Raw genomic sequence first — 22,973 nt, 5'->3', positions numbered from 1 at the left:
GGAAAACTTTAGCCAACCCTAATGCCGGGCGAGTGAGGCGAATAAGGAAAGATAGAGTAATCCTGCATAAGACCATGATCATCTATCTAGCGAAAGTAGAAATCAAATGAACCAATCATTCTTTTCGAAAGTATGGAGAAAAATCATGAAATTAAAACGTAATATTTTTATTCCGCTCGTCCTGCTGCCGTGCAGTTTCTTTCAATCGGCCCAGGCAATTACCGGCGGCTGCCCAATCGAAGGGGCGACGCCGATGAACATCGGTCCTCTCAACACTTCCCCTGCAAGCGGTTTTCCGGTTTATGTCCAGGACTCCACCGGACTGACCATGGAAATGTGCCTGGACCCGGCCCTGTGTATCTCGACCCCGCCTATTCAAGGAAATCTATTCTCGGAGCAAATCGGCTTTGGCGCCGAAGGCTTTTGGGCGTCTGCGGATGCTGCTATTACTACCGGCGCGGGCATAGATGCGCGTCTGGTATCTGGCGTCGAGGCCGCTTTCTTGACCACAACGCCCAAAGACGGCGACCAGTTTCCGTTCACTCGGCTGCGCATTCGCATCGATATCCCCTTGCCCGGTATTTATACCGTGACCCATCCTTGGGGTAAGGAGGTTTACTCGGTCGCAACGCCGGGTGTGAAGGCCGTCAATGATAGCTTCGATATTGCCTTTGCCGCCGATGCCGTGCATCAGGGCCGAATCGGGCCGATTCTGCACTGGGATTCCGGGCTACCTATCACTGACGCGCAAGGGGGGCAATACATAGGAGATCCAGCCACGCCACATACCGTCACCGGCAGCCCTTGCGGCAGCAATTTCTTCCGAATCGAAGCGGTCGCCTTGGATGGGGTGACACCGCTCAATATCGATCCCGGCAATAGCGACGGTATCGGCGGCACCAGCAGTGTGCAAACCAACCTGTTCAACGTTTCCGGCAAGATCTTCAGCGGCAATGCGCCGGCGCCGTTAGTAGTCAACCGCACTAATTACACGCGAGCGATTGATGACGTCGGACAAGTCAACGCGTTTGCCATCTCCGCGCCATTGGCCGTGGTCACCTTGAAAGGTGAGCCTAATCTGCCTCCGAACGACGTCCCGCTGGACGGCGATGGACAGGGTTTGTTTTTCAAAAACATCCCCGTGAATGCCAGCGTGCTGCCGAACTCGGTGGAAGTGACCGCAAGAAACACCGGCAACGCTGATGCCACGCACATCAGCCTGCTTACCGATTTAATAAATATTACCCGCGCCGAATATTCGGTCTCGGCTAACACCCTGACCATTGAGGCGAACTCCAGCGATCAGGCAACGAATCCAATCCTCACAGTCTTCGGGTTCGACACTCTGAACAATGGTAGCCGGACTTTCAATAATGTGCTTGTCCCACCTTCAAGGGTCACCGTGACCTCGGCAAAAGGGGGAAGCGACAGCGAAGACGTAACCATCGTCCCTTAAATTGCGGCAGTACCTGTGTATGCCCATTCTTGTAACGATCAACGAAAATCGGGGAAAATCTTATGAATCTAAGGCTTAATAAAATTATGGCTGCCGCTCTCGTAGTGTTTGCTTGCAGTGAATCCGCGCAAGCTCTTCCCGGCGGCTGCCCAATCGAAGGTGCGACGCCGATGAACATCGGCCCGGTCAATCCGCAAAACAAGTTTCCTTTAACTGTTCAGGACTCCAGCGGGCTGACCATGGAATTGTGCCTGGACCCGGCCCTGTGTATCTCGAGCCCGCCTATTCAAGGAAATCTATTCTCGGAGCAAATCGGCTTTGGCGCCGAAGGCTTCTGGGCGTCCGCCGACACCGCGATTATCACTGGCCCCAATAATAATCCCGTACTCGATGCGCTCTTGGTAACCGGCGTCGAGGCCGCTTTCTTGACCGCAACGCCCAAGGACGGCGATCAGTTTCCGTTCACGCGGCTGCGCATTCGCATTGATGTCAGAAATCCCGGCATTTACACGGTAACCCATCCTTGGGGACAAGAGATTTATACCGTTACATCGCCAGGCAATCGCGCCATCAACGAAAGTTTCGATATCTCCTTCGCCGCCAACTCAGTGCATCAAGGCCGCATAGGACCAGTTCTGCAGTGGAATCCGGAAGTCTTGCCTAGCCCTCCTGCGGGATACATCGGCGACCCGGCCGTGCCCCATACTGTCATCGGCAGCCCTTGCGAAACGAATTTCTTCCGCATCCAGGCGGTCGCCTTGGATGGCGTGACGGCGCTCAATATCGACCCAAACGATATCGATGGTATCGGTGGCACCAGCAGTGTGCAGACCAGCTTATTCAACGTCTCCGGAAAGATCTATACGCAGCTTGAACCGACCGCGCTAGTGGTCAATCGGTCCATCTATGCTCGCCAAGCCGATAGTACCGGTCAGGTAGACATCTTTGTCACTTCGGATCTACAGTCTAATGTGACGGTCAGCGGCGGCTCGAATCTGCCGGCCGGCGAAAATAGTCTGGTCGATGGTGGGAACGGCTTGTACTACACCAGCTTGCCACTGGCAAATGCCGGCATCTTGCCCAAAGTAGTCAGTGTGACGGCCAATAGTCCAGGCAAGGGTCCCACCAAGTTGCTGAGCCTGTTGACCGACGCCGTAAACATTACCCGTGCTGAATACAACCTGGAATCAAAGGATATGATCATTGAGGCCGTCTCCAGCGACCTGCTCAACCCGCCGACGCTCACGACTTTCGGTATCGGCAATCTGAGTAACGGCAAGCTGACGGTTCCCAACATGACTGTGGTGCCCGACAAAGTCAGAGTCACTTCAAGCGCCGGCGGGTCGGATATCGAGCATGTAGCCGTTGTGGAGGGTCAACCGCCACAGGCCGTCAACGATACCTATGGCATCTTGCAAAATACCGCGCTTGATATTGCCGCTCCCGGTGTGCTGGGCAATGATTCGGATCCCGACGGCTCATCGCTGACCGCTGTTTTGGGTGCCCCTGTCAATAGCGGTACTCTTGTGCTCAACCCGAACGGTTCGTTCATCTATACGCCCAACACTAATTTTACCGGACAAGACGGCTTTACATATACGGCACTGGACGGCAGCGGCAAGTCATCCGCCCTTGCAACCGTGACCCTCAATGTCAGTGCGGCGAATAACGCTCCAGTGGCGGTTGACGATAGTGCGACGACAGCTGAGGATACGGCAGTGAATATAGCTGTGCTCGCAGGCGATACCGATTCGGACGGCGATGCATTGACAGTGGCCTCATTAACTCAGCCCGTTAACGGCACGGCGGCTATAAATGGAAATACGGTCAACTATACGCCGAATGCCAACTACAACGGCACGGACAGTTTTACCTACACCGTTTCCGACGGCAAAGGCGGCTCGGACACAGCTACGGTCACTGTAACCGTTACCGCTGTAAACGATGCGCCGGTCGCGGTAAACGATACGGCAACGACGAATGCCGGTACTCCGGTTATTATCTCCGTGCGCGGCAACGATAGTGACGTGGACGGCGACATCCTGAGCATAACGTCAGTCACCGCCCCGGCCAATGGATCGGTCGTCATCAATAACGGTCAGACTGTCACATATACACCGAACGCAGGTTTCAGCGGCACTAATACGTTCAGCTATACCATTATTGACGGCAACAACCTGACGGCTACGGCTACGGTGACGGTGACGGTCAATCCCGCTGCGGTAATCGACCAGATAACAGTGAAAAAAGCGGAATTCAAGGCGAGGGACAGCCGCTGGACACTCAACGGCACGGCGGGAGGAAACAACATCGTCACTATCCGTGTCGGCCCCAACTTGAACGGAGCTATTGTTGCCACTGTGACGGCGAACCGGGGCGGAAATTGGAGCTTCAATGACCGCAATAGTAGCGTCTCGCCAGGAGCGAACAATTCTATCAGCATCGTCTCGTCAGGCGGCGGTCAACTACTCAATGTCAGTGTCACCCCTAAGTAAAGGAGCAGCTTTAGGATCATAGTGGATGGATAAACTACCGTTCCGGGTAATCGACTACACTACCCGGAGCGGTGGTATTATTCTAAAAAACGCAGTTAGTCCACGAAAAGCACGAAAGAAATCAACATGTTCCATTGATTTAGTCATTCACCCTTTAGGTGACTACCTGTAATTGGGTATCTATTTGAATTTTTTAGTGCTTTTCGTGGACTAACTGCGTTTTTTAGTTTGAGAGGTTCCGATATCGTTACGGATGAGTTTGTCTAAATATTTCGACTGTCTATCGTCAGCCGGAACGCCGCAATCCTTATGCCGCCCATCTTAGTTACTAAAACCCTTAAAATCAGGTATTAACCCGAGCCAGAATCAGGGTTTCACCTGAGTTCATTTGTTTTATCTTTCCGATACCTTTAGTCACAACGGAGCGAACCCTCAGACTGACCGCCGGTGCTGCTCGACTCGTCCCAATAAGGGATACCGAATCGGCGGTGTTCATCTCAAAAATAAAGACATCTTTCCAGTCGGGGAATGGACACGCATATAGGTGTGTATGAATGTTGTTGTCGATTTCAACATCTGAATACATAGGTTTTTTTACAAAAAGGATGATGAGGTATTTCAAATGAAAACCAAACATACAATGGCTGCGATAGCGCTTACTACGTTGAGCTTATCCGTACATGCCGACTTGGCACGGGTCGGCCCGACTAACTTACCTTCCCCAACGGGACACGGTTTCCCAAACTGGTACCAGGATTTGAACGGAACCGTTCTCGATCTATGCTTGCCTGACGCCAACGATTTCGGCGCTGCGCAACAGAATGCCTGTTTGCTTGTCGGCCCCGGGTTGCCCGACCCGCCTTACAGCTTCCCAAACAACTTCCCCGATGAGGCCTTTTATTTTAACGCTTCGTCCTTGATAGATATGCCGGGCGGCAAGCGCGCCACCCTGGTTTTGGCGCTGGAAGCGGCCTTCTCTGCCGGCGCTGTGGCTGTGGGCGATCAAATAGTATTCACGCGCATCCGCGTATTTGCGGGCGTACCGGAGCCCGGCACTTACACCGTGACGCATCCTTACGGCGTCGATACATTCCCGGTTGATGCGGTTTCTGATAGCGGCAATCGCGACATTGTTTTCAGCGAAGACATCGGCGTGGCGCGCGGCGTGTTTGACGGCGCCCTTCATAGCCGTGTCGGACCTTTCCTGCAACGGTCCGCGAGCAGCGGCGGAACGCCACTCGCACCGGTTACCCTTAATGGCGCTGACTTCCTGTCGGACGGGCTCAACCCGGAATTTATCACCGGCAGTCCCTTCGGCACCAACTATTTCGAGATTTGCGGCGTCCAGCCCGACGGCATCACTCCCATTGTACTGGGAGACCAAGGGGCCAACCATACATGCATTCGCTCCGAGCAGTTCAGCCTGATGGGCCGCCTGCACAATTTTGTGGCAAACCCGATTCCCAGTCCTCTGGAGATCTACAACGGGTTCTACAAACGCGATACCGACGGTACACAGGTTGATGTTTATGCCCGCGACTTAAAGGTATTGCCTTCTCAGCCTAATCCTTCGTTGACGGCGGCGGCGGCAAACATAGCGCCTGTCAAGATGATCCCGTTCGGCCCCACCTCGCTCGGGCAGTACTATAGCCAGGGCATGGTGAATCCCAACGGCGATTTGCCCGGTCCCGTATCGGTCATCAACAGCGCCGACACGCCGCCTAGTATTTTCACGAAGCATGTGGTCGATGTCGTGACGGCGGCTTCAGCGAATTACGCCAACCAGACGCTGACCGTAGTTGCGACCAGCAGCGATAAAGGCTTCGGAACGGACCAACTACCGCCTACGCTGACGCTGGAGGGCTTCGGCGAAACAGCCGTGTCATCCGGTAACGCGAACGATCCAGCCGAAGTAACTCTGACAGTGGCCGGTATCGCCACACCGCCGGATACCGTTACCGTTAAATCAACTGCCGGCGGCAGCGGGACGTTCCCCGTAGTGCGCAATCGGGCAACAGGAGCCGGTGCGTCCGTGGCTGGCGTGCCGCTTGCCCTGGATGACGGAGCAGCGGCAACAGCGGGAGGTCCGGCCGTTGATATTCCGGTTACCGCTAACGATGTCGCGAACCCGGCAGCTCTTATCACGTCTGTGCAATTGGTCGGACAGGCGATCCCGGCCGGTTCCGGCTCAGCATCCATTAATGGAACGGCCATCACCTACACACCAGGGCCTGTGAATGGTGATGTGACTTTCCGATATACGGCATCGAACAGCGTCGGCCAGTCTAATGTGGCGACGGTGATCGTCACTGTCGCGCCGTCCGCAGCAGGGCCTGCGCCGATTGTTAACCCTGATGGACCGGTCAACGTGCCTGTTAACCAGTCGGTAGCGATCAACGTGCTAACCAACGACTCCGGCAATGGCGGTACGCTGAATCCGGCTTCGGTAACGTTATCTAACATCACCGGCGGCACGGCGACGGCCGGAGCAAACGGCCAGGTGACTTACACGGCAGGCGCAACAGCAGGTACTTTCGGCTTCGATTACACCGTAGCCAATGACAACGGTCAGGTTTCGCAGCCTACGCATGCCACGGTGACAGTCGTTAATCCTGAAGTTATCCAAATAACCGGAGCGCAGTGCAAAATCATGAGTGCCACTTCTGGCGAATGGCGAGTCGCTGGAACCACCACTGTGCAAACTAACAACAATATCCAGTTGTACCAGACAGCTTCCGTGCCGGCCGACCTGAATAGCAATAAGCTGGGCGCAGCAGTTCCCGTAGTCGCCGGCGCACCCGTTGGTACGTGGGAATACAGGGCAAAACCTGGTCCGGCCTGCAAAACACCGATCAGCTTGCGGTCATTAACGACCAGCGCCACGAGAGCGAATATCGCCGTTACCATCAAATAAACGAAAGAAACGCGTTAAAAACAAAGCACCGGTTCAGCAAGGGACCGGTGCTTATATAAACCAATACTCATCTAAACACAAAACGGAGATGCACCATGTTTAAGAAAACAAGTTGCAGCCGGCAAGAAATGGCTGTAACCCGCTGTATACGTAAAACTAACACTATTCAGCAACGGCGCTGTTTATTCAAAACCAGCCTGAGTGCCGGCATTGATCAGCGAAATCATTTCTTTAATAATTCGGTTCTTGCGGCCGCAGCTCTATCCTGCCTTTTCGGCGGGATGAACGTGGCTCATGCGGCATTCAACATCCCAACAGCGACGGTAGATCCAGTAACCGGGCTCTTCACCCCAGAGCCCAGCCCGCTGTGTATTAATGGTTCGTGTGCGACAGCCTTTACCGCCAAAATGTTGATGTTTGAAGAATTCGGGCTTAAGAAAATGTCCAGTTCATCTTCATCAACGTCAGCGTTTCCTCAGCCTGCTGAAGATCCTGCCGATCCTACCGCCGTTTGCCGTAATGCACCGGTCGGTCAGGCATTGGATAGCTTTCTTAAGGAAGACCTTAATTCGGTTCCCAGTCGAAAATCGGATGAAACGTCACTTAATCCTTGGGATGCTAAAATCAGAGCTTGCGTCGGGCTATCGGCTCAAACGTCAACCACTGCCGATGGCCGTCCAAGCGGTGAATGGTTTGCCCATCAACGCTGGGATGAGTTTCCGGCGCAAGCCTATTTTCAATCTGCGATGGCAGGATCGCGCGTCAATGGCGGTCTTCGCGACAAGCACCAGCTGCATGAGTACAAAGTGGGAGAATTCGCCCCCGGCGGACTTTACTATTTGGATGCCGATGGCGATGGAGAACCGGGTAGCAAAGGAGCGGAAATAAAGATGCACCCTAATCTACCCACGCAAAGTCCCAATTCAGTATGGACGTTTGATGGCACCCTGCCGCCTAAACTGCTGATGGCGCGTTATGGAGAATCCATTTTGTTCCGCCATTACAACGCGCTGCCGATCGATATTGCGGCAAACAACGGTTTCGGTACGCATACTATCAGCACCCACGAACATAACGGTCATAATCCGGCCGAAAGCGATGGCTATATGCACGCCTACTTTTATCCCGGCCAGTTTTACGATTATCACTGGCCGATGATTCTGGCCGGGCATGACAGCATTAATAAAGGCGCTACCGATATGAAGACCGGCGCCCCTGACGGCCACGGCGGTATTTCCTACGTTCCGGGCGACTGGCGGGAAACTATGAGTACCCATTGGTTTCACGACCATATGCTGGATTACACCGCGCAGAACGTCTACAAAGGCAATGCCGCGATGATGAACTATTACAGTGCTGTAGATCGCGGACGGGAACCTAAAGACCAGAATGAGGCTAATGGCGGAACTTCAGATGAGGGCTATGCCTGCCACTACGCCAATCCCAATAATGCGAATTTATGCTTGCCTAGCGGTTCGGGACTCGATTGGGGAAACCGCGATTACGATATGAATCTGCTGGTTGCCGACAAGGCTTGGGATACAAACGGACAGCTAAAATTCAATATCTTTAATACCGATGGCTATCTGGGCGACCGCGTTACCGTCAACTGGGTTTACAAACCCTATGTTGACGTTCGCGCCCGGCGCTATCGTTTGCGTATTTTGAACGGCAGTGTCTCGCGTTGGTACAAAATCGCTATCGTCGATGAAGCCGGTAAGATAGTACCCTCCTACATGATCGCTAACGACGGCAATATTATGCAACATGCGATACCGTTCCCCAATGCCCAGTCTGCCCAAGGAGCTTGGCCTGAGCAAGCCATTGCCGAACGCTACGACATGATTGTCGATTTTAAGGGTATGGCAGGCAAAAAATTGTACTTGGTTAATTTGCTGGAGCATGTAGATGGCAGAGGTCCGAACAAAGTGATTGCATTGCCGGATGTGCTCAGTGGGAAATACAGAGCGGATGGCAATAACGGAGATCCGGGCGTTGGCAAGTTCCTTGAGTTCCGGGTGCAGGGATACAGCGGCACCGATTTGAGCATGAACCCTGCCGATTACGTGGAAGGCAAGAAACAGATGATCCCGTTGAACAAACCGACAACCCAGGAACTGCAAGCCGCTGTGCAAAGAACTTTCGAGTTCGGCAGGTCCAGTGGAACGGATCTAATGCCTTGGACTATCAAGGCCGATCGCGGCGACGGATTATCGGCAGATCCGCATCGGGTTTCAGCGGCTCCTGAGATGGGTAAAACCGAGATCTGGCATATCAAGCTCAATAATCAAAGTTCGAGTCATCCGGTACATATTCACTTTGAAGAAGGACAAATTCTTTATCGTGGCGGCAAAACGCCGCCGCCTTGGGAAAAATACGCCCGTAAGGATGTTTATCGTATCGGTTCTCTGGCAGACAGCACGGCCAGTGTTGACGTGGCGGTCCGCTTCAGGGAGTTTGCCGGCACTTATGTGGAACATTGTCACAATACTCAGCATGAGGATAAAGCCATGCTGTTGCGGTGGGATGTAATGAATCCCGGACAAACTTTAGCCATACCGGCACCGATGCCGGAATGGTCAGGCGTCGACTACGACTCCAGCATTACTTTGCCGACCTATAAAACAGGTGATCTTGAGGCAAAGAAATCGTTTGTTTTACCTAAACAATAAAGCAATGATGAAAACTAGTTGTTTCAGCAAATTGTTTCTCTGCAACGTATTCATAGGCGTGATATTGACGCTCGGAAGCGGCCCGGCTTGGGCTGCTCCTCCGGGTTCTCCGTGGGGAGCGGATTATTTTCCCAACATTCCGCTGGTGACGCAGGATGGAAAAACGGTTCGTTTCTATGACGATCTCATTAAAGACAAAGTGATCGCAATCAATTTTATTTACACCCATTGCGGCGATACCTGTCCTCTGGAGACGGCTAGCTTGCGCCAAGTGCAAAAGCTGCTGGGCGACCGGGTTGGCAAGGATGTTTTTTTCTATTCGATCAGCATCGATCCTAAGCATGACACGCCCAAAGCACTTAAAGAGTATGCCGCCAAGTTTAATGTTGGCCCGGGTTGGACGTTCTTGACCGGAACGAAGGCCGATACCACGTTGCTGCGCAAAAAACTGGGTTTGTACCGGGAGGAAGCCGAGGCGAAAAAACTCGGTGAGCACAATGTGAGCTTCATGATCGGTAATGAAGCCACCGGGCAATGGATGAAACGCTCGCCGTTTGACGAACCGAAAGTTTTGGCCTGGCTGCTGGGCCGCAAGTTGCACAACTTCAAGGTCGCTACCTCAGAACAACAGGTGAGTTATGCGGCAGCAAAGCAACTGCCAAAGATCAGTCTTGGCGAAGATCTGTTTCGTTCCCGATGCGACTCCTGTCACAGTCTGGGTACGGAGGACGGTCTGGGACCGGGACTTCAAGGAGTGGCTAAACGGCGAGAGCGGGCATGGCTAACTCGCTGGCTGAAGATGCCGGATCGAATGCTGACGGAAAAAGACCCTATCGCCACAGATCTTTTTAACCGATACAAAAAACTGCCGATGCCGAACCTTAGGCTTACCGATGCCGATGTAGAAGCTCTGATCAAATATATGGAAAGCCCAATGCATTGATAAACCTTCTTCAATTGAAACAGGTGCAAACACTTAAGGCAGCAGATATATCGACAACTTTATAAGCCCATTGGACTGGTTCGGAAGCGTTTTCCGGGCCGGTCTTTTTTTGCCTGGACAATTTGTTGTCCTGTAAGGCAATCCAGCAAGTTGGTCATATTATCATTCCTAGCCCGGAACGTAAGAAGCAAGACACAACAGTATCGGATTAGGCTGACTCGACAAATTTCGGCGAAGATTAGTAGTTATACTAATTTATTTTTCAAGCACTTGAAGATAACATCTAAACAGAAAGGTAAGTGCAGTCACAAATTTTTGCAGCCTGAACCGGGCTCAGTTTATATATTTATGATTTGGTTATATTTTAGCCTGCATTACCTTAAATAACCCTTAATTTTGAATTTGGTTCATCCGCTTTATGCAATTTTGACCAGCCATAATTTGTGTCGCAAAAAAGCACAAGGGGAGCCTTTTTATAAACCATTGAGTTCTATGTAGAGGATAAATATGCATAAGATTGTGATAATTGAAAGCGAACCCTTTATTAGAGAAGGGTTGCGCGTACTGTTATCTAAGGAGCCGGGATTTACTGTCATTTATCATGCTGCCGTCCCTGTAGCGCTTTTTCGGCAGGCTTGGCTTACCCCGCCTGACTTGATTTTATTGGACATGATGATGCCGAAAAAATACGGTGTAGAAGTCATAAAAGAAATAAAAAAACGATGGAAAACTACCAAAGTACTGATTTTTACCGTTAAAGATGAGGAAGAAAATATTTGCGATGCATTTCGCGCCGGAGCCGATGGTTATATATTAAAAGGCACGACACGGCCTCAATTGATTGATGCCATGAGAAATATTCTGGCAGGCCGGTATTATGTCTGTTCCGACATTCTGCCAAAGATTATCCAAAGCTATCTTTCGGTAGAAAAAACGCCTGTTGATAATCATTTAAACTGGAAACTGACCAGCAGAGAGTCACAGTTGCTGAAACTGATCGCCGCAGGCTACAAGAATAAAGAAATCGCCGATAGTCTTTGCATCAGCGTAAAGACTGTAGAAACTCATCGCGCCACGTTAATGAAGAAATTTAACGCTCATAATGTAGCCACATTGTTATCGGGCGCCAGCCAAACAGGTGTCGGCTCATCCCTGCAGGCGTGGTAATCCGGTCAATCCAGTGTGGGCGCAACCTGATGCTGTATTTTTTCGGCGCTTGGGTATGATGGGACCAATACGCGACCGGGATGGGTTTACGATTTGATTGCATAAGGGGGGTTGAACGTCGATATTTTTCCACCACAAGACATTTCAAAGTTACTTTAGCGCCACCCGTCCGTTTTCGATGCAAAGCAGACTGCTATATTGCAATCCGTTTTTACTGAACCTGCCGTTTTTATCGGCAGGTAGGGGCATAGCGCTATAGGTACTGATTTATCCGCACGGTGCGAATAAATCCGCGCCGACAAAGGACAAATTTCTCAGGATAGCGATCTCAGTTGAGCATTAATTAGGCGGACATGTGGAAGCCGCACATGCTTCGACAGAGCTCTCCTGAGCTTGCCGAAGCCTGTCATGAGCTTGTCGAATGGCGCTCAGCACACTGGCTTCCATACATCCCAGCTGCGGTTTTTAGGATAGCACCTGATTAAGACGACTGCTTGGTCCAGGTTGGGAACCCTTCCCTTCAGACCGCTTGTTGTTATCCGTGACCGTTGATTCATTGATACGACTCCTGCCAACCGTCAGGAGGTTCCCCTACGGGTTCTATGCCGTATGCCGGTCTTGCTCCAAGGCTTGTAGAAAGATGCATCTACATTGGTTTTGGGACTGTTTGCCAGCGGAACCGGACAGTCAGCCTGATTGCCCACGCATATGGGCCTCATCATGTCGTTGTCCTCATGAGACAAAATGTGGCAATGCCAAACATACAAGCCAGGACGGTCGAATCTGGCTTTTACCCGCGTCACTTCACCCGGATATGCGATCACCGTGTCTTTTGAGCCGCGTTCCCACGCTTCCGGGCCACGCGCAGCGCTTAGTGGCGTTGCAGGAAGCAAAGGCATACCGTAAGAATCGGTTTGCAGCGGCTCACGGCTTTCAATTTGGAACTCTACCAAGTGCATATGGATAGGATGGGCATCCTCGGTGAAATTGTAGATTTCCCAGGTTTCTGTAGTGCCGTTACCGGGATTTTCGGTAACCGGGTCCATCCACGCAAAGGGCGCAGGAGCGCCAGTGCTATCCAGTGTGCCGAGCATGGAAATAGTCGGGCCGAATGGGACGCCGGCGAGATTCTCAATAATACTCACCAAGCTTCCATTGGAATCGATGTTGTAGTCCGCAAAAACGGTTCCGGACTCCATTTCGTTAACGGAAACCTTGCGTATATTTGTGGGGTTGCCCAGATTCTGGGGCGGCAACAAGGCCTGTATTTGCTGAGGGGGAACCGATTTATCCTTTGCAGTTCTGGGTATGACCGTAAACTTCATCACTTGACCGGTTGTCTCCGGATCGGCGAAATCATAATCCACTCCGGCTTCGCCGCCGCCATAGGGCTCGTCAGGCGCTTCATTAATCAGGTAGAGAGGAGTACCGGCCGGAACGTTGGTAAAATCCACCACCACATCGATCCTTTCGGCAGGCCCAATCAGCAGCGAATTTAACTTTGCCGGCCGGGTTTGAAAGCCGCCGTCGCCTCCGACTACCCAGAACGGCACCGCCTCGGTGGCAGGCCGAGTTGTCGGGTCACCGGCAATCTTCAGTATCATGAAGCGTGAGTCAGACGCATTTAGAATGCGGAAACGATAACGGCGTTTCTCGACGTCAAGCTTCGGCCAGCTGTGCCCATTAACCAGCATCACGTTAGAGAAATATTCCGGATTCCAGATCGGCGAGACATCACTGTCGCTCCCGCCCGCAGTTTTATGCGGAATAAAAGGTATCCGAAGGTCCTTCTTAGCCAGCCCTTCGAAAAACGCCCTCTCACCCGGATAGAACAGGCTGCCGTCGCTGTTGAAAGCCCGATCCTGAATCAGCAGGGGGATCTCATAAGCCCCTTGCGGCAATAACAAACTAGGAAGGTCCGACATGCCGCCACGCAGCATATAATTGCCCGCCAAACCGGCATAGACGTTGCTTCGGGTCATGCCTAAAGTATGGTCATGGAACCACATCTGAGTGGCGCGCTGGTCGTTGGAATATTGATAGGTCCCCTCTCCGGCTTCATCGTTCTCTCCTTCAATTTGCGCCCAATGCGTTCCTCGGGTCGCATAACCGGCCGGTATGTTCGATGCCGCAGGCAAAGTCCAGGATTCCGGGTAACCGTCGCTACCCGGAACGACATTAGCGCCATGAAGGTGGGTGACCAGCGGTACAGGCCCGGTATACGGTTTCGGATCCGTGCCCATGCTGTCCTGTCCTCCTGGGCCGCCGGGCGGATTAGCCCAATGTACGGTCTGGTCGACCGGCAGCATATGAGGGAGAAAATGTCCTTTACTGTCCTTGAGGTCGTTGATCCATGTCACCCGTACCGGACGGTTGACCGACGCCTCAATGGTATAGGAAGGAGAGTGGAAGGTATTCTGATTATCGCTGGAACCGTATGCCCACACTTTCGTTTTGGGCAGCGGTTTAGGAAGAATTTGTTGTGAAATCTGGCGCGTAGCGATCTTGTAATAATCGACACCGGGAGCATTTTCATTAAGTGCCTTAGGCATCTCCGGAGGAATGAACAAGGGCGAGACATATTTAGGTATGGTCGCCGGATCCAAAGTACCGCCCGGCAAAGCTGCCCAAGCAGGACTCCCGATCCATGGCAATACAAATATCAGACCGGCTACGGCCTTGGTGCGCGGCGACAACAGAGCCGGCACAGGAAAAGCATCGTTATGAATGCCTTCATTATTGAATTGATGTATTTTCTTTGACATGATGAGTCCTCAATGCCGTTAAGTTAAGCAATTTATGTCATATTGTTAAATTTAACTCCTTGAAAATAAATAACCAATCCGACTTACCGGCATCCATGCCGGCACCTCGTCCAATTATCAAAAAACCTCGCTCGGATTGCTAACGAGAATGTCCTGTATAGTTCCGTATTCGCCGCACGCCGGCATATTCATCGACATGCCGGCGTTAGCCTAATCTACAGCGAACAGGAATAATGACCCGGTTTTTTACGGGTAACGCGCCGGCTTCTATTTTTCTACCCGGAATATCCCCCACAAACCATTGTCAAACTGGAACGATGCCTGATCCCGATACAGGTAATCGCCCGGCGTACCGTAAAAACCGCCCGCTCCATTGGTCAGCAACAGGTTAAGATGGCTGCCGGGGCCGATACCCTCCTGGGAACCCTTCCATTCGGACCAGTTATTTTCAGCCATCACCGTTGATCCATTGGTATAGGGCTCTTCCTGCCAACCGTGTCCGTGCAACTGAAATACATGGTTGCGCGCATGGCCACCCGACTGCAAAACACGCAGACGAACGGTATCGCCGGCTTTGGATTTGAATACCGGAGTTTCTGCCGGGCCTTGCAGTACGTTGCTGAAGTCTTCGTTGCGGGTTAACTCCAGCGGCGTTCCCGGAGCGAATCCCATCCGTGTCCACAGCGGTTCGGTCTTATAGTTAAAGGCTTTTTGTCCGGTATCTTCGGGATCATCAGATTGGGCGGTATTCGGTACGGCGGCGCCATTGTGCTGTAAATTCAGGTCATCCTGAAAGATCAGCACATGCTCTCTGAATGTTGATTTATCAGGTAGCGTAACCGTAGCCGAAGCGCGTGAATCAATGTCTTCGACCCAGGTAGAGCCCAATGGCTCGATGACCATCGCGGCGATGGCGCCTTTGCTGGTTTGCTTGATCCGGTCCGACGGCATCAGGTTGATTGCGCCGTATTCAACAGGTTCGGCAAAAAGCCGCTCTGTTTTAGAAGCGGAGCTAGGATCGGTTTTAACTGTCATTCTGCCCGCATACCATTTATAGCTGACCGACTTACCGGGGGCTGCGATGATTGAATCGCCCTTCCATAAGGTCCAATTCGATCCTACGCTCAGGCCGCCGCCGGTTAACGCATCAAACTCCAGCAATTGCGGCGTTAGCCCTACATAGCTGGAAGGTTGTATGTCGTTGTTGTTAAAGCCTTCGATGATCATCGGCAGCGTGCTATAGCCGTCAGCTTGAGTAACGCTTAAGTTAGCCGGAAGGTGATTGACCAAATCCAGCTTAATACAGTCCCCTGCATTGGCGCGAAGAATCAAGGGCTCTATCGGAACACCCGGTTTCAGCCGGTTTGTTTTAGTGTTGAAGTCCTGATCGCGAACATACAAAATAGCACCTGGATCTTCAAGCCCGGCAGTGTAGTTATAGACCAGCGGGCCACCCAGCACATCCTGGGCAAGAAAAGCATGAACCTTAAAATCAACTTTCCGTGCATTGGTCGGGCAAACCCCGTTCATGCCCGAGCAATTCGGCTCGGCCTTGTTACCTACTACGGCACAGGCCTTTGGCGATAGCGCTATCCCATTCGGATTGCTTGGTAACTTCGCCAGCGTCGGCGCCGGATATTGATTGGAGAAGTTTCCTTTACCGTTATAAGCCCGCATGATTCCCCACAGGCCGTTCCAAACATCGTCTGTCGCTGTGCCAGGGAAATAGGCGAGATCGGCCCACGGCGTTCCTGATTTGACCGCGTCTACTGCGGGTATCTCAAACTCAAAGTGCTCGGAAATTCCCAGCATCTGTGAATTTTTGTAGCCGGAGTCTTTCAAAGACGGTTCGAACAGCCATTTGATGCCGTGTGCGCTGAAGTTATGCCCTTCTTCATGAGCGCCCATTAAAATCCTGATTTGGACTTTATCGCCGCTATAGGCTTTCAATAACGGAGTAAACGGGTCTCCGGGCAATACATCCTTAGTCAACGGCGAAGCAAAAAAAGTGGGTTGACTGTTCAGTGCGGTAATAGCGCGGTCTGTCCGCGACTCGAATGCGAATGAAAGATCGCCCGCCGTGCCGGCCGTCTGCCCGTTGATTCCGTTATGTATCCGCTGGGCTATCGGCTCGTTTCGATAGTTTACCGTCATAGTGCCGGGTTCTTCGGCGGAAATGGCTTCCGGGCAGGGTCTTGCGCCACCACCCGGACAGGTCGGCGCTAGAGCGAGCAAATTATGCAGCCCGTCTTCCTTTTTTCCGGGCGGATTAACCGGCGTGCCGTCGGGCCGGCTGGCAAGCGAAAAATCGCCCATTTCCAACATAAACTCGCGGTAAGGTTTTTCGCCATTACCGGGTTCGATGATGGCTTGCCAAGTGGTCGGGCCGCCGTCTTTTCTGTTGCCCAGAATCGCTCCGGTTTCATTATGCTTCCATATCGAACCCACCGGCTCAACAACCAGACCGGCATAAAGTCCGGGATGTTGATGCGTTGACGGGCCGAAATGGTCATGGGTGAAGACCGTGCGCAACGTCCGGTCTTCACCCACGTTGTTCGTCACATCATCGGCGTACCATCGTTGTATTGTGGTTTGTATACAAGTTCCCTTACCTTTTTCAAATCCTGTCAATTTGCATATACCAGGTTTAGCGGCATTTACATTTTCAGGGTCCAACCATTGGCCTGAGGGTTCATTAAGCGCAACCTGACGCTCATGAATTTCTTCGGGACTGAAAGTGCCGTCTTCATAATTCCAACCGTTGCCGGAACCGTCGGACGATGTTGCATCGAATTTAACCAAATGAATATGCTGGCCGATAATATCGGTCGGCGTCTCGACTTGGAAAGCGTCCTTTTTATAAACATTTGGAACCAGGTTGGTGTGTTCAAAAATGATGCACTCGCCGCTGTTGGCTCTAAAAAACATCGGTTCGGGAGGCCTGATTCCATCAATCGTAGCTGCCACATCGTCCCATAAAGTCAGAATGCGCTGTTGCGGAAAATGCCAGGCCGTCTTGTTCATTTTGACATCCAGCTGAATAGCCGCAGCATGATAAAAACGATTCTTACCGGTAGCAGGCTGCTGGGCATCGTTAATGCACGGGTCGGCATAGGGTGCGCCGGCAACCGCTGGCAAGCCGTTGACTTTGAATGACCCGGTTCCGCCATTCGGTTTCGGCGTGGTGTGATGCTTCGGCCCCGCTGTAACGCCGTCGCCGCCATGAAATAGCATGGCCTGTCTCTCCCACGGTGTTCCCGATTCAGGCAGCTTCTTTGCGGCTAAGGTATTAAGAATTTTGTTGAAATTATCCCGTTCCTGATAGCTGGTTGCCGTACCGCCGGTGACGATATGACGGGGCAGACCGCCATCAACAATAGTATCCATCGGTGGGTGCGGCGGACGGTGTCCGGCAATACCGGGAATAAAAAACGGATACCCAGGATTACCCGTTGCCACTTCAGGTAACTTAATTTGGCCGGTCGGCTGACCCGCACTGTATTCAATCTCTGCCTTGGCGCCTGGTAGCGGCGCCATTGCCATCGTCGGCATAGGCACCAAAGCCGGTATCGGGGTTCCCGCCTTGATTTCATAATCCGGCAGCGCCCTGGAACCTTGAGCCGGCCTGCCGTCCGTGGCTAATACGGTGCCGGTCTCCAGTACGTCATGTACTCGCCATAACTCCCACATACCCTGGGCAAAGTGAGGGTAAAAATGGCAATGAAATATCGAATCTCCGACTGTCCGGTTACGGTTGCCACTGCCGTGATGGGCAATTTCATAGGTATAACCGCTGCCCGGCCCGATGCTCTGGCTGTCCAGATAGGCGGAGTTGTCGCTATCGGGGCTATGCAGCCATTGGTGGGCGTGCAGGTGGAAAATGTGATGCTCCTTGGGGCCTGCGTGCAGATTCCTGAACTTCACCCGGTCATTGAGGTAACTGTGGTGAACGTTGGACGGATCGTCCGGGAAGTAAGCTTTGGTCGCGAACTGGGGATTCTCAACCACGCCCATTCCATTGGCATTAACGGTCGCCGGCACATCGACCACCATTGCCGGATCGCCCAGCACCCAGGAAGTTAAAAAGAATTCTTCATATTTGCACTCGACACAGTCTTTCATCGGACCGAGTTTTAACCGGTTGGCGATAATTTCCGAGCCGATACCGCCTGAACCGTAATTCATCGCAAAACCGTCCCTGACGCTGTGCAAAGTGTGGATGAAAGCCGGATCGTTATACCAAGCCGGAAATGCCTGCACAGCCTTGATCTCGTCGTGAAAAATAACGGTAAATTCCCGGAACGGGTCGGTGCGTCCCGGATAGACTGCATTGTTGGGTTCCTGTTTTGTTTCGAAGGGACCTAGGTTGCTTCCGGTAATGATCGCGTTAAGATCGGAATGAACGATTTTGGTGCCATCCAGCATATTCAGTATCGGTGTGCCTGCGAAAGGATGGGGCTCAGTGCCTTCGATCTTCCAGGTATATGGCAATATCTCGCTGTTAAAGGCTCCATCTATTGTGGCCGAGCCGTCGGCAAGAACATCTTTAATATTCGCCTTGCCATTCTCCCAGATCAAGACTCTACCTTTATCCTCGCTAATAAAACCGATATTGCTGGTCAGTTTGGTCATGACTGCCTTAGTGGTGGTGCCATCCGGATTGGCAGTTAAACTAAGTTGCTCGGCCGATTTTCGGGTTTCAACAGCGGGATAAACGGCTTCGTAATCGATAACCGGGTAATATTTCCCATCCGCTTCCGATTTGGTAGAGCCTGTTGCGGCTAACGCCAAATCCTGTTCCGTAACCTGGCTGCGGTACCATTGTGCGCCCTTGTTTTCTACATGGACCGCACCGAACAAGCCATGAGCCAGTGAGCCGCCATTGCCTTCGCCTCCTGTCGTCGCTGCCGTACTGTAAGCGAAATAGGTGCCTTCTTTCTGCGCGTAAAAGGTGTAGGTTTTGGTTTCGCCTGGGTTCGCCAAGCTATTGCTGTTATTACCTACATTCGAGCCGTCCGACTCTATGCCTTCCAACTGCATGCCGATCACATGAAATGATGCGGTGCGCGTGGCCGGGCCAGTGACAGTTTCAGCCTCTATCACGTTGGGATCATGTATATCGGGAGCGGTAGGGTCAGGAACAGTACCGGTGCCGGTATTCGGCATACTTAGCCAGTTGGTGAAGTTGACAGTTAAACAACCGCCTTCATTAACACGCAGCACTAATGGTCTTGGCCGCTTGCCGGCTCGCAACATTGCGTTTCCAGGAGATGGTTGCGACGCTCCATCTATTGCAACCACATCGCGCTTCAATGCATAAATCATCCCCGAAGGATTCATTGCGCCAAGCCGGTTGTAATAGAAAGTTTGATCTAACGCAACCACATCAGCGGTTATACAATTCTGAGCAGCCTGAGCTAGACCGGTTGCCGCTAGCGCCAATATTAATAAACACAGCTTAGCAAGCGATGCGCTTTGGAATTGGGTTTTGGTCTGAACGTTGGGGTGTGATTTCATAATTTCCCTCCCGGATTTGTTCAAGCAGTGTTGAGTGGCTCTCAGCTTTTGCATTGTTAACAATGCATTTATGAGATGACCCAACAATACAACTTGGGAAGGCGATTAAGAATCGGGTAAAACCCTAAAAAAAGAGCTTAAAAGTCAGGTAAAAACCTGAAATATTCATCTATTACGAACTAGTACTTAGATATTTTTGACATAAATCTGCGACATTCTGACACGCGGCAATTTGCCACATTCCATCACCTAAGTATTTTTACTAATATATATACAACTCTTGAGATGCAAATTCCCTCCTCGGGATTCAGAGTTTTATATCCTTCTTTATGCGGCCTAATCAGCCGCATTTTTTTTGCCTACAGGCAACAGGTATTTCACCTCGGCAATTGCTAATGCAGATTTTGCTGGGAACGGAGATTACCTGTATAAGCTACTTGAATGCAGGCGAAAGATGGAAGTGCTGTCTAAAATAAAGCGCAGCTTTAACCAACCCGATCAATACCGGAACTTCTACCAAAGGGCCAATCACTGCGGCAAACGCTTCTCCTGATTGCAGCCCGAAAACCGCGATAGCCACCGCGATGGCTAACTCGAAATTATTACCGGCAGCGGTAAACGACAGCGTGGCGCTAATGCGATACCCTGCCCCTGAGTTGGCCGACATATAAAACGTGACCAGAAACATGATCAGAAAGTAGATGATCAGCGGTATGGCAATGCGCGCCACATCCATAGGCAACTGCACAATATATTCGCCTTTGAGAGAGAACATGACCAGAATGGTGAACAGCAGCGCAATCAGGGTAACCGGGCTGATTTTCGGCATGAACGTTTCCTCATACCACTGTAAACCCTTGCGCCGCACTAGAAAAAAACGCGTGAACATGCCGCCGAAAAAAGGAATGCCTAAGTAAATCAGCACGCTTTTAGCGACTTGGATCATGGTAACCTGAACTTCAAGACCGGAAGCGATCCCCAACCAATCCGGCAAGACAGTGACGAAAACATACGCATAAACGGAAAAGAATAACATCTGGAAGATGGAGTTGAACGCCACTAAACCAGCGCAATATTCGGTGTCGCCCTCAGCCAGCTCGTTCCAGACCAACACCATCGCAATGCAACGGGCCAAGCCGATGATAATCAGCCCCACCATATACTCCGGGTAATCCCTAAGAAAGATAACGGCCAGCGTAAACATCAGCACCGGGCCGATTACCCAGTTTTGGATCAGGGACAGCAGCAAAATCTTGGTGTTCTTAAAAACCTTGGGTAATTCCTCGTAACGCACCTTGGCCAGCGGCGGGTACATCATTAGTATCAGGCCGATAGCGATAGGCATGGAGGTGGTTCCCACTTGAAAGCGGCTCAGCCACTCTGTGAAACCGGGAATGAAATAGCCCAGCGAAATCCCTCCCGCCATGCTGATAAATATCCATAGCGTCAGAAACCGCTCTACGAATCCCAAACGTTTCGGGATTAGATCAAATTGTGCATTCATGATATTGCTTCCTGAATTATCAAAGAGTTTCCGCGCCAATCTTGTTTAGCGCCTCGGTCAATTCAGGCTTGGACATTGTCTCAACCGGCAACGCCAACAGATGGTGTATCCGTTTTTCCAGAGCCGCATAAGTCGCTTCAAAAGCCGCTTCAACTACCTCAGGACTACCAGTGACATGAGCCGGATCGGGCAAGCCCCAATGAGCCCGGACCACACTATTAAGATAGACAGGACACGCTTCTCCGGCTGCACTGTCGCAAACGGTAATCGCAATATCGATGCCTTTATCGCCGAATTCATCCCAGGATTGGCTGGAAAACCCCTCGGTTGAGATGCTGTGACGTTCCAATGTCGCCAGTGCGTTGGCATTTACCTTACCGGTCGGATGACTGCCGGCTGAAAAAGCCTGAAACCGGTCGCCGCCCAAATGATTAATTAGCGCCTCGCCCAACACACTTCGGCAAGAATTCCCGGTACACAATATCAAAACTTTTAACATGGCTTGTTCCTTACATTTATATATTCGGATAAACGAATATTATAAGATAAAAAAAATCAGCCGCAATATTTCGTTATCTCGGGACGATCGCCCATTGCCCGCAAGCGGCCGCTATCTTTTTGCTGTTTGGCATTGGTAGCGAACTGCTTGACGGTGACATCTAAAATCTCAAATACCCAAGCCGGTAACTCAGGATTAATTTGATAATACACCCACTGTCCCTCGCGGCTGTCCAGCAACAGGTTGCTCTGCCGCAATTGCGCGAGGTGGCGCGAGATTTTAGGCTGCAATAAATCCAGCGCATGGGTTAACTCGCAAACGCAGAGCCGGCCTTCTTCATGCAGCAGAACCACGCAGCGCAAGCGGGTCTCATCTGACAGGCATTTAAATAGAGTCGTTGGCGTTATCATATTTATAGCGATTCATGAGCCAGGAGAACTAGCCCAGCTTGAATCCGACAAAAAATCCGCCAACCCCGCTGATACCTTTGCTGGTAATGCTGGTCAGACGATCCACCAGGAACCCACCGGAGCTTTTTGCAGCTTCCGTAGCGGCAGTAGCGGCATGTTGCAGTTTTTCATCGGTTATATCGATAACGCCATAATATTCTGCCGCAAAGAGCAGTACGATGGCAGCACCTCCCAAAAACAACGCCGTGCGCAACATTTTTTTAGCGAAGTAACCGACCGCCAGCCCGATAACAAACGGCGCGCCAACATTGCCTATTAAAAAAGTCGAAGAAAAGATGTCGGTAGAAGGTGTTGCATCGACTGTATGGGTATTCATGATCCTGAGTTTCCACTATTGTGATTATTAGAGTTTTCAGCATGATGCGGTACGAAGCCCATCTTCGTGATTGACGGATTGTATGCTTTTAACCGTACGATCTATCAAAAACCGAACTAGCCTTAGGTTAATAAAATAACTGTGCATCATATTGTTAATGTTTCATTTTATCACTAATCTCAATCACGTCGGAAAACAAAGCTATACTGAGCAATTCATACGAAGGCATTTAGCGTGCTAGACTAACAAAGTTTA

General features: G+C 51.4%; 13 protein-coding genes. 6 read left to right on the top strand and 7 right to left on the bottom strand.

Going from position 1 to position 22,973, the window contains the following annotated elements; genetic code table 11:
* Positions 1-334: 334 nt before the first annotated feature.
* Together EPO18_RS20005 and EPO18_RS20000 are read left to right on the top strand one after the other, a co-directional pair.
* Positions 335-1,456: a hypothetical protein gene (locus EPO18_RS20005; protein ID WP_292436576.1), complete on the top strand. Its 1,122-nt coding sequence runs from the start codon at positions 335-337 to the stop codon at positions 1,454-1,456.
* 62 nt (positions 1,457-1,518) lie between these two features.
* Complete coding sequence (locus tag EPO18_RS20000; RefSeq protein ID WP_292436573.1) at positions 1,519-3,951, top strand: cadherin-like domain-containing protein; 2,433 nt, start codon at positions 1,519-1,521, stop codon at positions 3,949-3,951.
* A gap of 343 nt (positions 3,952-4,294) precedes the next feature.
* Here EPO18_RS20000 and EPO18_RS19995 read toward each other — a convergent pair whose 3' ends face one another.
* The gene (locus tag EPO18_RS19995; RefSeq protein WP_292436571.1) at positions 4,295-4,588 is read right to left on the bottom strand and encodes a hypothetical protein; all 294 of its coding nucleotides are present in this window, start codon (positions 4,586-4,588) and stop codon (positions 4,295-4,297) included.
* Here EPO18_RS19995 and EPO18_RS19990 point away from each other — a divergent pair.
* The 4 genes from EPO18_RS19990 (at position 4,574) to EPO18_RS19975 (ending at position 11,647) form a co-directional block, all read left to right on the top strand.
* The gene (locus tag EPO18_RS19990; RefSeq protein WP_292436569.1) at positions 4,574-6,865 is read left to right on the top strand and encodes an Ig-like domain-containing protein; all 2,292 of its coding nucleotides are present in this window, start codon (positions 4,574-4,576) and stop codon (positions 6,863-6,865) included. The genes EPO18_RS19995 and EPO18_RS19990 overlap by 15 nt on opposite strands.
* Positions 6,866-6,960: 95 nt before the next feature.
* Positions 6,961-9,537 (top strand): multicopper oxidase family protein, encoded by a 2,577-nt coding sequence (locus tag EPO18_RS19985; protein WP_292436566.1) that lies wholly within the window; start codon positions 6,961-6,963, stop codon positions 9,535-9,537.
* A 4-nt stretch (positions 9,538-9,541) separates the two neighbouring features.
* Positions 9,542-10,480 (top strand): SCO family protein, encoded by a 939-nt coding sequence (locus tag EPO18_RS19980; protein WP_292436563.1) that lies wholly within the window; start codon positions 9,542-9,544, stop codon positions 10,478-10,480.
* A 507-nt stretch (positions 10,481-10,987) separates the two neighbouring features.
* Complete coding sequence (locus EPO18_RS19975) at positions 10,988-11,647, top strand: response regulator (RefSeq protein ID WP_292436560.1); 660 nt, start codon at positions 10,988-10,990, stop codon at positions 11,645-11,647.
* Between the two features lie 578 nt (positions 11,648-12,225).
* On the opposite strand, the gene EPO18_RS19970 is transcribed toward EPO18_RS19975, so the two are convergent.
* The 6 genes from EPO18_RS19970 to EPO18_RS19945 all read right to left on the bottom strand — a co-directional run bounded on the left by EPO18_RS19970 (position 12,226) and on the right by EPO18_RS19945 (position 22,718).
* A complete protein-coding gene (locus EPO18_RS19970) occupies positions 12,226-14,412 on the bottom strand; it encodes a multicopper oxidase family protein (protein ID WP_292436558.1) in 2,187 nt (728 codons plus the stop codon).
* Between the two features lie 267 nt (positions 14,413-14,679).
* Entirely contained in the window at positions 14,680-19,929 is a 5,250-nt protein-coding gene (locus tag EPO18_RS19965) for a cupredoxin domain-containing protein (protein WP_292436556.1), read from the bottom strand.
* A 433-nt stretch (positions 19,930-20,362) separates the two neighbouring features.
* Positions 20,363-21,433 (bottom strand): ACR3 family arsenite efflux transporter, encoded by a 1,071-nt coding sequence (arsB, locus tag EPO18_RS19960; RefSeq protein WP_292436554.1) that lies wholly within the window; start codon positions 21,431-21,433, stop codon positions 20,363-20,365.
* A gap of 19 nt (positions 21,434-21,452) precedes the next feature.
* Positions 21,453-21,932, bottom strand: coding sequence for an arsenate reductase ArsC (locus EPO18_RS19955; RefSeq protein WP_292436552.1), 480 nt, complete (start codon positions 21,930-21,932; stop codon positions 21,453-21,455).
* Between the two features lie 56 nt (positions 21,933-21,988).
* Positions 21,989-22,342: a metalloregulator ArsR/SmtB family transcription factor gene (locus EPO18_RS19950; protein ID WP_292436550.1), complete on the bottom strand. Its 354-nt coding sequence runs from the start codon at positions 22,340-22,342 to the stop codon at positions 21,989-21,991.
* Positions 22,343-22,370: 28 nt separating this feature from the next.
* On the bottom strand, positions 22,371-22,718 hold the full coding sequence (locus EPO18_RS19945; protein WP_292436547.1) for an FUN14 domain-containing protein: 348 nt from the start codon (positions 22,716-22,718) through the stop codon (positions 22,371-22,373).
* Positions 22,719-22,973: the final 255 nt, after the last annotated feature.

Origin of the sequence: Methylobacter sp., from assembly GCF_004322395.1 — a bacterium.
In the GTDB taxonomy this organism is placed as follows: Bacteria; Pseudomonadota; Gammaproteobacteria; order Methylococcales; family Methylomonadaceae; genus Methylobacter_A.
Note: the sequence above shows the minus strand (reverse complement) of the source record. Positions and strands in the feature narration are given on the sequence as shown.

What these genes read in the sequence shown, in the direction of transcription:
- EPO18_RS20005 (WP_292436576.1), top strand. Translation starts at nt 335, where the DNA reads ATGTGCCTGGACCCGGCCCTGTGTATCTCGACCCCGCCTATTCAAGGA.
- EPO18_RS20000 (WP_292436573.1), top strand. Translation starts at nt 1,519, where the DNA reads ATGAATCTAAGGCTTAATAAAATTATGGCTGCCGCTCTCGTAGTGTTT.
- EPO18_RS19990 (WP_292436569.1), top strand. Translation starts at nt 4,574, where the DNA reads ATGAAAACCAAACATACAATGGCTGCGATAGCGCTTACTACGTTGAGC.
- EPO18_RS19995 (WP_292436571.1), bottom strand. Translation starts at nt 4,588, where the DNA reads ATGTTTGGTTTTCATTTGAAATACCTCATCATCCTTTTTGTAAAAAAA.
- EPO18_RS19985 (WP_292436566.1), top strand. Translation starts at nt 6,961, where the DNA reads ATGTTTAAGAAAACAAGTTGCAGCCGGCAAGAAATGGCTGTAACCCGC.
- EPO18_RS19980 (WP_292436563.1), top strand. Translation starts at nt 9,542, where the DNA reads ATGATGAAAACTAGTTGTTTCAGCAAATTGTTTCTCTGCAACGTATTC.
- EPO18_RS19975 (WP_292436560.1), top strand. Translation starts at nt 10,988, where the DNA reads ATGCATAAGATTGTGATAATTGAAAGCGAACCCTTTATTAGAGAAGGG.
- EPO18_RS19970 (WP_292436558.1), bottom strand. Translation starts at nt 14,412, where the DNA reads ATGTCAAAGAAAATACATCAATTCAATAATGAAGGCATTCATAACGAT.
- EPO18_RS19965 (WP_292436556.1), bottom strand. Translation starts at nt 19,929, where the DNA reads ATGAAATCACACCCCAACGTTCAGACCAAAACCCAATTCCAAAGCGCA.
- arsB (WP_292436554.1), bottom strand. Translation starts at nt 21,433, where the DNA reads ATGAATGCACAATTTGATCTAATCCCGAAACGTTTGGGATTCGTAGAG.
- EPO18_RS19955 (WP_292436552.1), bottom strand. Translation starts at nt 21,932, where the DNA reads ATGTTAAAAGTTTTGATATTGTGTACCGGGAATTCTTGCCGAAGTGTG.
- EPO18_RS19950 (WP_292436550.1), bottom strand. Translation starts at nt 22,342, where the DNA reads ATGATAACGCCAACGACTCTATTTAAATGCCTGTCAGATGAGACCCGC.
- EPO18_RS19945 (WP_292436547.1), bottom strand. Translation starts at nt 22,718, where the DNA reads ATGAATACCCATACAGTCGATGCAACACCTTCTACCGACATCTTTTCT.